The organism is Castellaniella sp., from assembly GCF_041675725.1.
In the GTDB taxonomy this organism is placed as follows: domain Bacteria; phylum Pseudomonadota; class Gammaproteobacteria; order Burkholderiales; family Burkholderiaceae_B; genus Castellaniella.
Map to the genome: position 1 here is coordinate 14799 of NZ_JBAYTI010000037.1, position 13615 is coordinate 28413.

General features: G+C 66.2%; 11 protein-coding genes and 1 pseudogene. 1 reads left to right on the forward strand and 11 read right to left on the reverse strand.

The window, feature by feature from the left end:
* Positions 1-14: 14 nt before the first annotated feature.
* The 11 genes from greB to WCZ84_RS08925 all read right to left on the reverse strand — a co-directional run bounded on the left by greB (position 15) and on the right by WCZ84_RS08925 (position 13058).
* Positions 15-569: a transcription elongation factor GreB gene (gene greB / locus WCZ84_RS08875; RefSeq protein ID WP_372685913.1), complete on the reverse strand. Its 555-nt coding sequence runs from the start codon at positions 567-569 to the stop codon at positions 15-17.
* Between the two features lie 40 nt (positions 570-609).
* Positions 610-1446 (reverse strand): PHP domain-containing protein, encoded by an 837-nt coding sequence (locus tag WCZ84_RS08880; RefSeq protein ID WP_372685914.1) that lies wholly within the window; start codon positions 1444-1446, stop codon positions 610-612.
* Positions 1447-1461: 15 nt separating this feature from the next.
* Complete coding sequence (locus WCZ84_RS08885; RefSeq protein WP_372685915.1) at positions 1462-2400, reverse strand: alpha/beta fold hydrolase; 939 nt, start codon at positions 2398-2400, stop codon at positions 1462-1464.
* A gap of 10 nt (positions 2401-2410) precedes the next feature.
* Positions 2411-3823 carry a dihydrolipoyl dehydrogenase gene (lpdA, locus tag WCZ84_RS08890; protein WP_372685916.1) on the reverse strand — a complete coding sequence of 471 codons (1413 nt, stop codon included), beginning with the start codon at positions 3821-3823 and terminating at the stop codon, positions 2411-2413.
* Positions 3824-3829: 6 nt separating this feature from the next.
* Complete coding sequence (locus WCZ84_RS08895; protein ID WP_372685923.1) at positions 3830-5203, reverse strand: dihydrolipoamide acetyltransferase family protein; 1374 nt, start codon at positions 5201-5203, stop codon at positions 3830-3832.
* A complete protein-coding gene (locus WCZ84_RS08900; RefSeq protein ID WP_372685917.1) occupies positions 5203-6246 on the reverse strand; it encodes an alpha-ketoacid dehydrogenase subunit beta in 1044 nt (347 codons plus the stop codon). The genes WCZ84_RS08895 and WCZ84_RS08900 overlap by 1 nt, the downstream gene beginning before the upstream one ends.
* Positions 6243-7475: a 3-methyl-2-oxobutanoate dehydrogenase (2-methylpropanoyl-transferring) subunit alpha gene (locus WCZ84_RS08905; RefSeq protein WP_372685918.1), complete on the reverse strand. Its 1233-nt coding sequence runs from the start codon at positions 7473-7475 to the stop codon at positions 6243-6245. Before WCZ84_RS08905 ends, WCZ84_RS08900 begins: the two co-directional genes overlap by 4 nt.
* A gap of 135 nt (positions 7476-7610) precedes the next feature.
* Positions 7611-10196, reverse strand: a complete 2586-nt coding sequence (locus WCZ84_RS08910; RefSeq protein WP_372685919.1) for a DNA internalization-related competence protein ComEC/Rec2 — start codon at positions 10194-10196, stop codon at positions 7611-7613.
* Between the two features lie 69 nt (positions 10197-10265).
* Entirely contained in the window at positions 10266-11102 is an 837-nt protein-coding gene (locus WCZ84_RS08915; RefSeq protein WP_372685920.1) for a TatD family hydrolase, read from the reverse strand.
* Positions 11096-11800: an ABC transporter ATP-binding protein gene (locus tag WCZ84_RS08920; protein WP_372685921.1), complete on the reverse strand. Its 705-nt coding sequence runs from the start codon at positions 11798-11800 to the stop codon at positions 11096-11098. The genes WCZ84_RS08915 and WCZ84_RS08920 overlap by 7 nt, the downstream gene beginning before the upstream one ends.
* Positions 11793-13058, reverse strand: coding sequence for a lipoprotein-releasing ABC transporter permease subunit (locus WCZ84_RS08925; RefSeq protein WP_372685922.1), 1266 nt, complete (start codon positions 13056-13058; stop codon positions 11793-11795). Before WCZ84_RS08925 ends, WCZ84_RS08920 begins: the two co-directional genes overlap by 8 nt.
* 44 nt (positions 13059-13102) lie before the next feature.
* Between WCZ84_RS08925 and WCZ84_RS08930 the strand changes: the two are divergent.
* Positions 13103-13615, forward strand: a pseudogene (locus tag WCZ84_RS08930) (hypothetical protein); the annotation flags it as partial.

Below are 13615 nucleotides of genomic sequence, written 5' to 3' on the forward strand. Positions count from 1 at the left end.
CCGCCAAAGATCTTTCAGGGATCGGGATACGTCACGTCAAGTATGTCGAGTTCCTGGCTGCCCGCAGGCGAACGCAGATTGACCGTATCCCCCACGTGCGCGCGCAGCAGCGCCCGCGCGACTGGCGACACCCAGCTGATGCGCCCGGCCAATGGCTCCGCTTCATCGACCCCGACGATGGTCACGGTGGTTTCCTGGCCATCGGCCGTGCTGTATGAAACCGTGGCGCCAAAGAATACCTGGTCGCGATTGGGCTGCTGGGCAGGATCGACCACTTCGGCCTCGGCCAGGCGACGCGTCAGGAAACGAATGCGCCGATCGATCTCGCGCAGACGTTTCTTGCCGTAGAGATAGTCGCCATTTTCCGAGCGATCGCCATTGGACGCAGCCCACGACACCACCGATACGACGTCGGGGCGCTCGGTGTTCATGAGATGCATGAGCTCGTCGTTCAGCGCCCGGTAGCCGTCTGCCGTGATGTAGTTCTTGACGCCCGCCGGCAAGGTCGGGACGTCCGGCATATCATCGTCGTCGTCCTGATCCGTTTCTTTGACAAAAGCCTTGTTCATTCACCCCACTCCGAGCGCTCGCCTGCGCACACCGCAGGCATCATACCCAATCATGCCACACGGGCGTCAGGCTGGCGGGCAGATCAGGCATGCGGCCCAGATCGAAGTGCCCGGCCCCGGGCGCATGGAAATCGGAACCACGGGATCCTTCGAAGCCGTAGTGCTGCGCCAGACGGACGTAAGCGTCGTGTCTGGCGGGCGCACGGGGCCCGGCAAGCACCTCGAGCCCCTCGCCGCCCAGGTCCTTGAACGTGTCGAATAGTGCCGTCTGCTGGTTCGCATCGTGCCGATGACGCCATGGGTGGGCGATGACGGCTTTGCCGCCGGCACCGTGGATCCAGCCCAATGCCGCCTTCAGGCGGGTCCAGCGAACAGGTACGTACGCGCGGCGGCCTTCACCCAGGTAGCGATCAAACGCCTGCTGCGTGGTCCTGCAGTGCCCCTGCTCGACCAGAAACCGGGCAAAATGCAAGCGACCGATGAGCGCCGGGTTGCCCGCGACGGACAAGGCCCCTTGCAGGGCACGATGAATGCCATGGGCGGCAAGCAGATCTGAAATGCGGCGCGCCCTGTCCCGGCGCACCTGGCGGATCTGCGCAAGGCCCGCGGCCAGCGCCGTATCCGCCGGGTCGATGTTCAGGCCGAGCACATGGACCGTATGGCCCGCCCAGGTGACTGAAATCTCGACACCCGGAACGAACACCATGCCCAGGGCCGATGCGGCCTGGGCAGCCTCGGCCAGGCCCCGGGTTTCATCGTGATCGGTCAGGGCCCAGACCTGCACCCCGTTGGCCCGGGCACGGGCGGCGACGTCCGACGGTGCGAGCACGCCGTCGGACGCGCAGGAATGGCTGTGCAGATCGGCATTGAGGGGCACGCCCGAACGCCTGCCCTACGCGAGCAGGAAATCTCGCACCGCGGCGATCTGGTCTGGGCTGCGCAGCGTCGGTGCATGGCCCACGCCGGCAAATTCGACGCAACGGGCTTGCGGATTGCGCTGCAGCATCTCCTGGGCCACTGACGCGGGCAGAATGTCGGAATCCTGCCCGCGCAGCACCAGAACGGGCCCGGGGAGGTGCTCCCAGGCGCGCCACAGAACCCTTTCGGCGCCGGCCAGGGCTTCGGGAGTCTGGCTGGCGAATGGCTGGGCCAGGCGCAAGTCGTAGTGCTTCACCCATTCACCGTCTTGCTGATTGAACACGTGTTCGGTGAGTTCGGTCCAACCCTGTTCGTCGTGCGGGCCAAAGCCTTCAGAGGTGCTGCGCACGTAGGCGACCGCGTCGGCGAAATTCTTGAAACGGCTGGCTTCACCCACATAATCGGCGATCCGCCCCAAGCCGTCCAGGTCCAGTGCAGGCCCGATGTCATTGAACACCATGCGCCCCAACGGCACATCGGGCGCACGGCCCAGGCCCCAGACCCCGCGATCCGGGCGCAGCCCGGGAGACGCGGCCGCCGTGCCCGCCAACACCATGCCGATCAGGCCCCCCATGGAGGTGCCGATCCAGTCGATCTGGCGCGCCTGCAGGCGCGCCACCAGGGCAACCATGTCGGCCACGTACTGCGGCACGATGTAGTTGGCGGGATCGATCAACCAGTCTGAGCGCCCGCGCCCAGCGACATCGGGGCAAATGACACGATAATCGCCCTGCAAGGCGCGGGCGACGTGATCGAAATCCCGCCCCGACCGGGTCAGGCCATGGACGCACAGCAATACCCGATCGTTGGCAGGATCGCCCCATTCCCAGTAGGCCATGCGGTGAAACCCTGAACGGCTTGCACACGTAACGGACCCCAGGCGCGGCTGCTCGGCTTGGGCGGATTCGGACATGATGTTTCTCCTAAACGTGCAAGGCCTGGCCCAATGCGCGCAGGGCCGCCTCTTGGACGGCCTCGCCCAGGGTGGGGTGGGCGTGGATGGTATGCGCCACGTCTTCGAGCCGTGCCCCCATTTCGAGCGACAGCCCAAATGCCGCGGCCAGTTCGGAGACCCCGCGCCCCACCGCTTGCCAGCCCAGCAACAGGTGATTGTCTTTGCGTGCCACCACCCGTACAAAACCGTCCGTGGATTGCAGCGTCATGGCACGCCCGTTGGCAGCCAGCGGAAAGCTGGCTTCGAGGCAGTCGATGCCGGCCTTGGCAGCTTGCGCCGGCGAAAGCCCCGCAGTGACGACCTCGGGATCCGTAAAGCATACCGCAGGAATGGCTTCGGGCGTAAAGTATCGTGTCTGGCCGGCAATCTGCTCGGCCACGCAGACCCCTTGCGCCATGGCGCGATGCGCCAGCATGGGTTCGCCGGTGAGATCACCGATGGCCCAGACACCCTGCATAGAAGTCCGGCAGCGCGAATCGACGCGCACCGCCTCGCCGTCCATGTCGAGCATGAGCGAGCTAAGCCCAAAACCGCGGCTGCGTGGCGCACGGCCCACAGCCACCAGAATCTGCTCGGCCTCGAGCCGGATTTCATCCGCCTTGCCCTTTTGCAGCCGCAAGGCCTTGCCGTCATCCGTGAGGCCCAGCACCCGGGTATCGAGGTGCAGGCCGACGCCCAACGCCTTGAGCGCCGCCGCCACCGGCCTGGAGAGATCCGCATCGTACACGGGCAGGATCCGGTCCTGCGCTTCGATGACATCGACCTTCACCCCGAGCTTGCGATACACCGTACCCAGTTCGAGCCCGATGTAGCCCGCGCCCACCACCGCAAGGCTCGTGGGCAATTTCTTGGGCGACAAGGCTTCTGTGGACGAAATCACGCGACCCCCGAAGGGCATGAACGGCAGGGCCACCGGCTCGGAACCCGTGGCCAGCAGCAGGTGTTCGCAGCGAATCCGCTGGGGCGCGCCAGCCTTGCCGCGCAGCGATGGATCGACGTCGACCGTCTTGCCATCGACAATCTGTGCCCGCCCTTGGATGACCGTGACCTTGTGCTTTTTCAGCAAGGCCCCGACGCCCTGGGTGAGGCGTTTGACGATGCTGTTTTTCCAGGCCACGCTGGCCGCGATGTCGATTTCGGGTGGGCCCACCCGGATGCCCAGGGCCGAATCCCCTGCATGCGCCTGGATTTCATGAAACTGCCCGGCGACGTGTATCAGTGCCTTGGAGGGAATACAGCCGATATTCAGGCACGTGCCGCCCAGTGCCGAGGCCTCGACCAGCACCGTCGGGATGCCGAGCTGCCCGGCCCGGATGGCGGCCACGTACCCCCCGGGGCCGCCGCCGATGATGAGCAGGGTGGTTTGGACAGGATTGGCCATCAGGTTTCACTCCAGAAACAACAGGGCTGGGCACTCGAGGTAGCGGCGCATGCCCTGGATGAATTCGGCCGCATGCAGGCCATCGACGACCCGATGATCAAAAGACGAAGACAGGTTCATCAGCTTGCGCGCGACGACCTGACCATTTTGCAATACCGGACGCTCCGCCACGCGGTTGACCCCCACGATCGCCACCTCGGGATAATTGATGACTGGCGTGGACACGATGCCCCCCAGGGCGCCAAGGCTGGTGAGCGTGATGGTGGAGCCGGTGAGTTCGTCGCGCGCCGCCCGGCCCTGGCGCGCGGCTTCGGCCAGGCGTGCGATCTCGGCCGCACACGACCAGAGATCGAGCGTTTCGGCATGGTGCACCACAGGCACCATCAACCCGGCCGGCGTTTGCGCGGCCACGCCCAAATGCACCGCCGCATACTGGGTCACCACCCCCGCATCGTCGTCGAAACGGGCATTGATCTGCGGGTATTCGCGCAGAGCCAGCACCATTGCACGGGCCAAAAACGGCAACAGCGTCAATTTGCCCCGCTCGGTGCTGTAGCGCGCATTCAAGCGTGCCCGCAGGGCTTCGAGTTCGGTGACGTCGATTTCCTCTACGTAGGTGAAATGCGGAATGCGGCGCTTGGCTTCCTGCATTTTCTGCGCGATTTTGCGCCGCAGCCCAATCACCGGGATCGCCGTCTCTTGGTGCTGAGCCACATACTGCGTCCCCGTCGTCCGCGGGCCGGTGTCGTTGCGATCACGCGCCAACCAGGCATCCAGATCGCCATGCGTGATGCGCCCGGCCGGACCGCTGCCCGGCACGTACTGCAGCGTGATGCCCAGATCCCAGGCGCGTCGCCGCACGGCGGGCGAGGCCAGCGGGCGCTGGCCCTGCGGGCGGGCGGGTGCGAGTGCGGCCGCCGGCACCGCAGCGCGAGCCGTCATTTGGCTTGCTGCGGCAGCCACAGAAGCCGGCGCAGGGCTCGCGGCGGCAACCGGCTCTGGCGCGGCACCCGCGTCCGCCTCCGGCGGCTCGGGTGGCGCGACCGGCTTGGTTGGCGCGACCGGATCGGCTGCCACAGCCGCCGTAGCGCGCACGGGCGCAGCACCGCTGGCCTCGCCTGCCGTGACGTTGCCTTCGCCCTCGACTTCGAGGCGAATCAGTTCAGAACCGACCGCCATGACTTCGCCCACCGCCCCTCCCAGCGCGAGCACTGTTCCGTGTACGGGGGAAGGGACCTGCACGGTGGCCTTGTCGGTCATGACGTCGGCGAGCACCTGATCCTCGACCACCGTATCGCCCGTTTGCACATGCCATTCGACCAGTTCGACTTCTGCGATGCCTTCGCCGATGTCAGGCATCTTGATGATATGAATGCCCATCATGCCTCCTGAAACACGCGCTTGAACGCCTCGGCCACCCGCTTGGGGCTGGGGAAATACGCCCATTCATGCGAATGCGGGTACGGCGTATCCCAACCCGTGACGCGCGCAATGGGCGCTTCGAGGTAATAAAAACAGTGCTCCTGTACCAGCGCGCAGAGCTCGGCGCCAAAGCCGCTGGTGCGGGTGGCCTCGTGCACCACCACGCAGCGCCCCGTCTTGCGCACCGAATTCAGGATCGTCTCGAGATCGAGCGGCCAGAGGCTGCGCAAATCGATGATGTCGGCCTCGATGCCGGCATCGAGGGCCGCGACTTCGGCCACATACACCATGGTGCCATACGTCAGCACGGTGAGCTCGCGCCCCTCGCGGTAGACCGCGGCCGAATCCAGCGGCACGGTGTAGTAGCCTTCGGGGACGTTGCCCAGCGGATGCTTGGACCACGGCACCACGGGCTGGTCGTGGTGACCATCGAACGGGCCGTTGTACAGGCGCTTGGGTTCGAGAAAGATCACCGGATCGTCATTTTCGATGGCGCTGATCAACAGCCCCTTGGCGTCGATGGGGTTGGACGGCATGACCGTACGCAAGCCGGTGACATGGGTGAACAGGGCTTCCGGGCTCTGGCTGTGGGTCTGCCCGCCGAAGATGCCGCCCCCGCACGGCATGCGGATGGTCAGGGGTGCGGTGTACCCCCCGGCAGAACGATAGCGGATGCGGGCCGCCTCGGAAAAGATCTGATCCGCTGCCGGGTAGAAATAATCGGCAAACTGGATCTCGACCACCGGGCGCAAGCCATACGCCCCCATGCCGATGGCCGTGGCCACGATACCACTTTCCGAGATGGGCGAATCGAACACGCGCGAGTGGCCGTACTTGGCCTGCAGGCCCTCGGTGCAGCGGAACACGCCGCCAAAATAACCGACGTCCTGGCCAAAGACCACCACGTTGTCATCGCGTTCGAGCATGATATCCATGGCCGACCGAAGGGCCTGAATCATCGTCATCGGCCGGGTCCGGGGTTTCTCTTGGGCCATGCTCATACCCCCATTTGCTGACGTTGCTGCCGCAGATGCAGCGGCATGTCTTTGTAGACGTCCTGGAACATGGTAGCCACGCTGCTGGTGCGACCCGTGGCCAGCGTCCCGTGCGCCTCGGCCTTTTTCTGGGCGGCCACGACTTCGGCTTCGCAGGACTTTTGCAGGGCCTGATGTTCTTTTTCGGACCATATGCCACGCGCCATCATGTACTGTTTCAGGCGAATGATGGGGTCCCCGAGGGGAAAGCGCGACCAGTCGTCGGCCGGACGATATTTGGACGGGTCATCGGACGTGGAGTGCGGACCCGCCCGGTAGCTGATCCACTCGATCAGGGTCGGGCCAAAATTGCTGCGGGCCCGCTCGGCAGCCCAGCGCGATACGGCATACACCGCGAGAAAATCATTGCCGTCCACCCGCAGCGAGGCGACGTTCGAACCGATGCCGCGCGCTGCAAGGGTCGTGTTCTCGCCCCCCGCCACGGCCTGGAAGGTGGAAATGGCCCACTGGTTGTTGATGACGTTCAGGATCACCGGCGCGCGATACACGTGCGCGAACAGCAAAGCCGTCTGGTAGTCGGACTCGGCCGTGGCCCCGTCGCCGATCCAGCCGCACGCGATGCGGGTGTCGCCCTTGATGGCCGAAGCCATGGCCCAGCCCACGGCCTGGGGCATTTGCGTGGCCAGATTGCCCGAAATCGAGTAAAAGCCTTTTTCGGGCACCGAATACATGATGGGCAGCTGGCGCCCCTTGAGCGGATCCTGGTCATTTGAAAAGACCTGGCACATCATGTCGAACAAGCCATAGCCGCGCGCAATCAGCAGACCCTGCTGGCGGTAGGAGGGGAAATGCATGTCATCGGGCCGCAGGGCCAGTGCCTGGCCGATGCTGATGGCCTCTTCGCCCAGGCACTGCATGTAGAACGACGTTTTTTTCTGCCGCTGGGCAATGACCATGCGCGCATCGAAAATGCGCGTGGTGACCATCGCTTTCATCCCTTCGAGCAGGATATCGTCATCGGGCGCGTCGTCGGCCCAGGGGCCCTGGGGCTGGGCGTTGTCATCGAGCACACGGATGAAGCCCTGCGCCAGATCGCGCGTATCGTAGGGCAGGATGTCGATGGGGGGCTTTCGGGCCTGGCCGGCTGGCTGCAGGCGCAGATAAGAGAAATCGGTCGTTTGACCAGGGCGCCCGGAAGGCTCGGGCACATAAAATTCCAGAGGTGTCTGTGTCATGGCCATAAAAATCTCGTGGATTTATGACAGGCGCGGGAATGCCCGAAAACGAGGCATGCAAGGCCGCAAGCCGTCTTTTGGACGGTTGGCGCATGATCGCCGATCTGGCCCATTTGCGCAAGGTCGGCCCGACCCTCAACCACGCCACCCGTGCCAATACCGCCGTGACGACTCCAGGACACTGTACAACGAGAGCCCCTGTCCGCGCGAGCGAACCACGATTGCGCCCTGGTGATCCGTGCGCCAGACCCGTGCCCCCGCCCTGGTCCAGCGCCGCAACACTGCGTCATCCGGATGGCCATGCCGATTCCAGCGCCCTGCCTGCATGATGACGTGGCGTGCGGCCGATGCTTCGACAAAGGGCGCGGTCGACGAGGTCCGTGAGCCGTGGTGGGCGGCCACTACCACGTCGCTCGCCCCGAGCCCGCGATGCACCAGGGCCGATTCGGTTTTTCGCTCGATGTCGCCCGTCAGCAGCGCACTGTGGCGCGCGCCCCGTACCCGCAGTACGCAACTGCCCTCATTGGCTGCGCCGCCCTTGCGCACGGCCTGCCGATCAAGTGGCCAGAGAAATTCGAACTGCACCTGATCAATCATCCAACGGCCGCCAAACAGACAGGGCACCATGGCCAGCGGCAGGGGCGGCAGGCCGGCCTGGAGCTTGCGAGCCTCGCCGTCCAGCCACCGCTTCAAATCAAACGAACTGAAGCTTTGCTCGACCGGAACGCCCCGCAGCACCCCCGAGACGCCACCGGCATGGTCGAGATCGGCATGTGACACGATCAGCGCATCCAGACGGCCGATCCCCAGCGCCTTGAGCGCCGGCAGCACAGTGCGCGCCCCTTCTTCCGAATCGCGCGCGTGGCGTGCGCCGGCATCGAACAACAGCGCATGGCGCGCCGTCTGGATCAACACCGCACTGCCCTGACCCACGTCCAGCGCCAGCAAGTCCCATTCGCCAAGCCCCGGACGGGATGGCGCCCACAGCAACATGGGCAGGAAGGCCAGCCAAGGCCAGAAGCGCTGGCCCACCACCACGGGGCGTGGATACAACGCCAGACCCACGCCGGCCAGAGCCCCCAGGTAAATCCATGCCGGCCCCGCCGGCACGGACCAAGTGGGCAGGCTTGCCAGCCATTCGGTTGGCCACATCATGGCGCGCAACACGCCATGGGCCAGCCAGGCCAGCCCCTGTGCGACCCCATCCACCCCCGGCAGCAGGGCCGTCGCCGCCAACAGCAGCGATAACGGGGTGACCACGAGTTCGATGAGCGGTATCGCGTACGCATTGGCCAACGGCGATACGACGGAAATCTCGTGAAACAGCCAGGCCAGGGCGGGCGCCAATGCAAACGTGACGGCCATCTGCAGCCGGATCGCCAAGCGCAGTGCACGCCGCCAGCCAGTTGCGGCCGGCGAAACCGGGTCAGGGGTCGCGCCCGACGCCCCGGTGGCCGCTTGCGTCACCGAGCCCACCGCGAACAGGACGGCCACGGCCATGAAGGACAGCCAGAACCCGCTTGCGCGAATCGCCCAGGGGTCAAAAGAAACCACCAACACAGCCGCCAGAGCCAGCACCCGGGCTGGGCTCAGGCGCAGCTGCAGCGCCTGCGCCCCCGCCACGACGGCCAGCATCAGAAAGGTACGCTGGGCCGGCACGCCCCAGCCGGCCAGCAGGCAGTACAGCCAGGCCACGACCAGCGCAGCGCATGCGGCTGCGCGGCGCGCCGGCCAGCGCTCGGCCAGACAGCGCCCGCGCCAGCGCAGGCGCCGCCACAGCGCTGACACGAACAGCGCCGCCGCACCCGAGAGCATGGTGATGTGCGAGCCCGATATCGATACCAGATGCGTCAGCCCGGAGCGGTTGAAGACCTGCCAATCGGCATCATCCACGCCGTCCTGATCGCCGATCGCCAGCGCGCGCAGGACAGGCCCATAGCGATAGCCCGCCAACCAGGGCGCCATTGCTGCACGCACGGCATGGCGCGCGCGGTCAGCCACGATGGACAGGCTGTGCCAGTTTTCGTCACGCAGATAAACAGGCGTGCCCCGAACCGTGCCAGCGGCCCGCACGCCTTGGGCAAAGACATGGCCTTCGTAGTCGAAGCCCCCGGGGTTGTGCGCGGCAAGAATGGGCCGCAAGACCAGCGCCATGCGCCAGACCTGGCCGGGCCGCACGTCGGGAAATGGCGGATCAGCCGCCCTGGGTGCTGCATACGGGCTGCGCCAGCCCGCTGCCGACCAGTTGACCCGTATGCGCGCCGGCACCCCGGCGGGATGCGCGTGCAGCACGTCGGCATCGAAGCCGATCCGATCGGGCTGCAGGCGAGGCAGACTGGCGACCCTGAGCTCGATGCGCGAGACGCGATCGACGTTGCGTTCGTCCAGCCCCTCGCCCAGTCGGGCCTGAGCCCAGACCGTGGCCATGGTGAAACCCGACCAGCCTGCCAGCAGGCACCAGGCCAGGCGGCGCAGGTGGGCCCCTGCAGCAGGCCACGAAAGACGCCAGGTACGTGAAGCGCACCAGCCCAGCCCCAGGATCGACAGCAGGCCCACCCACCCCCAGCCCAGGGCAGCGGGTGACGGCAGATCCGCCATCTCGTGGACCGCTATGACCCCCAGCAACCCGGCCATCACCGCCAGACGCCCCACCATGCCATTGCCCCCCGCCACGTTCCAGGGGTCTATCGTAGGGTGCGCCCAGGGTCCACGCGCATCCACCCGACCCTCATGATCACACAGGGATATCCCGCGCGAAATCGCCCCTGGCGCTGTCTCGCGGTCGTGTGACTACAGTGACTCCGAGGCCAGCAACGCCTGCAGTCGAGGCAGGACCCGCCCGGCATTCAGGGCGCATTGATGCACCACGTGTGCAGTGGCCTGTGCGCGCAGGCGCGCCAGCGCCTGCGCGATTCTGGCCAGCTCTGCAGGCTCATTGCGCGGTCGGGCCGCCCCGGCGCCCCGGCCCGCGCCCAGCCATGCAGGCGGCATGTCCGGCGCATCGGTCTCCAGCACAAGCGCGCCCTCGGGCAACCCGCTGGCCAGGCGGCGAATCTGCAAGGCGCGCGGATAGGTCAGCGCGCCGCCCATGCCCAGGACGAACCCGAGCTCGATGAATTGCCCGGCCTGCTGGAAGCTGCCGTTGAAGGCATGGGCAATACCACGCACGCCCGGCTGCCGGCGCATATATTTCAACAATCGATCCTGGGCCTTGCGGCCATGCAGAAGCACCGGTAAACCATGCGCTGCAGCCAGTTGCAACTGACGCTCGAAAAAATGCTCCTGGCGGGCTCTGCGTGGACCCTCTGCGTGTTCGGGTACAAAAAAATCCAGCCCGATCTCGCCGATGGCCAGCAGTTTCGGATCTGCCTGATGCACTTGCAGGCAATGCTGCAGGTGGTCTAAATCCGAGTCCTGAGCCTGGGCCACGTAGAGCGGATGGATACCCAGCGCGTAGCCCACGCCGGGCGTGGCGTGCGCCAGGCGCCGGACGGCCTCGAAATTCGAGACGGCCACGGCCGGTACGACGATGGCTCGCACCCCCACCCGACGCGCCCGGTCGAGGACGGCGGCGCGGTCTGCCTGAAAGACTGCGGCATCCAGATGGCAATGCGTATCGATCAGCATCGGGAACTCAAGCGCCCTGCCTGCATGGCCAGCTGGCGATGCGCCAGTGCGGCCAGCGCAGGGTCGTGGGTCACGATCACGAACGCCATCCCGAGCCTGCGGTTGATGTCGAGCAAAAGCTCGAACATGGCCTGGGCGGTCTCGCGGTCGAGATTGCCGGTGGGTTCATCGGCCAGGACGCAGGCGGGCTCGGCCACCAAGGCACGCGCCAGTGCCACGCGTTGGCGCTCGCCGCCAGAGAGCTGGCCGGGGAAATGCCCCGCGCGCCGCTGCAAGCCGACTTGGGCCAACAGGCGGGCGGCCGCCTCGCGCGCGGCGGGCCGGCCCAGCCCCCGCACGATGAGCGGCATCGCCACGTTGTCCAGCGCCGTGAATTCAGGCAATAAATGATGGAATTGATAGACGAACCCCAGTGCTCGGTTGCGCAGGCGGCTGCGCTCGCGTTCGGACAGGCCCGCGGCCGGTTGGCCGATGACTTCCACGGCACCGCCGTCGGGCACGTCGAGCAGACCCAGCACGTGCAGCAAGGTGCTTTTGCCCGAGCCCGACGCCCCGACGATCGCCACGATTTCACCGGCATGCACCTGCAGATTCACATCCTGGAGCACCGGCACGCGCCCAGCGCCTTCGTCATAGGTTCGAGATAAATGGTGGGCACGCAGTACGACCGCGCGTGCGGAATCCGGGGTATCAGTCATGACGCAATATCCGGGCCGGTTGCAGACGGGCCGCACGCCAGCCCGGGTAGATCGTGGCCAGCAGCGAAAGCGCCAGCGAAGTGCCGCCGATCACCAGGATGTCGGCGAGTTGCGGGTTCGAGGGCAGTTCGCTGATGAAGTAGATTTGCTGCGGCAGGAAGTGGATCCCCAGGAGCCGCTCGATCCACGGCACGATGACGTCGACATGAAAGGCAACCAGCGTGCCGCCTGCCACCCCCAGCGCGGTGCCCATGACGCCGATCAAGGCCCCCTGGATGAGGAAGATGCGCGCCACCTGGCCGGGCGTCGCCCCCAGCGTGCGCAGGATGGCGATATCTGCGCGCTTGTCCTTGACCGCCATCACCAGCGATGACAGCAGGTTGAAAGCCGCCACCGCGACGATCAGCGCCAAGATCAGGAACATCATGCGTTTTTCGGTCTGTACGGCCGCAAACCAAGTCCGATTGTTTTGTGTCCAATCGGATGCCAGCACACCTGCCGGGAGTGCGTCGAGCAATGCCTGGGCCACCCGAGGGGCCTGTTGCATGTCACCGATCCGCAGCCGCACGCCACTGGTGCCGCTTCCCCGGAACACCTTGGCGGCGTCCTGGACGTCGATGAACACCAACGACGAATCGTATTCGTAATGGCCACTGGCGAAAATCCCCGATACCGTGAACTGGCGCATGCGCGGTGCGAAACCCGCGGGTGACACCGAGCCCTCGGGCGCGAGCAGCAGCACCGTGTCTCCCAGGCCCACGCCTAGCGCGCGGGCCAGCTGTGTACCCAGGATCAGGTGATAACGACCCGGCGCGAGGCTATCGAGCGCGCCCTCGATCATCTGCCCGGCCAGGTCCGAGACGCCAGGCTCCAGACTCGGATCGATTCCGCGCACTTGTACACCGGACAGGCCCCGCCCGCGCGCCAACATGGCCTGCGACGCCACGAAGGGCGCCGCGGCGCGTACTTCGGGCCGATCTTTGGCCTGTTCGGCCAGGTCCTGCCAATGGCGCAGCACGTATTCATGCCCCATGCCCGGTACGGTGAGCTCGATATGCGGCAGCACGGACAACATGCGATCGCGCACCTGGATCTGGAAGCCGTTCATGACCGACAGGACGATGATGAGCGCAGCCACCCCCAGGGCAATGCCCGTCATGGAGCTGAAGGCCACGAAGGACACGAAGCGGTCGTTGCCCCGCCCGCGCCACCGCCCCAGACCCGCATAACGGGCGCCTATCCACCATTCATACGCCATGTGTAATCGTCCCGTGCCTCGACCCTATCCTCTACAATCGCGCCATGCACATACTCCTGCCCGGCGCCTGGCCAGAGCCCGAAGTGGCGGCCGAACTGGCGCCCCACATCGAAGCATACGCCCCCGCCCTGTTGCAATGCCTGCGCAGCGCCCGCCCGGCACCGCAGCCGGTGGCATGCCCGCCCGCCGACACCTGGTGCACGGCCGACGAGCACTGGCTGCTGCAAGCCAGTGGCTACCTCCCAGACGGGCATATTAGCGCAGGTCTGGGCCCCCTGCGCCTGGCCGCCGACGCCGCCGGGCCCGATCCGGGGCCCGTGTGGCTGGCCGAGCTCATCCACATGGCGCCCTCGCGCGACGGTGCAGCGCTGTTGCCGGCAGCCACGCTGGACATTGCCCCCGAACAGGCCGAGGCGCTGCTGGCATCGGCCTGTGCGGAACTGCCGGACCATCCCATGATCGACCTGCGCCCGACGCCGCTGCCGGCCACCTGGCAAGTCTGCTGGTCCGAGCCGGTATCGTTCGACTGCGCAAGCCCCGCCCTGGTGGCCAGCAGT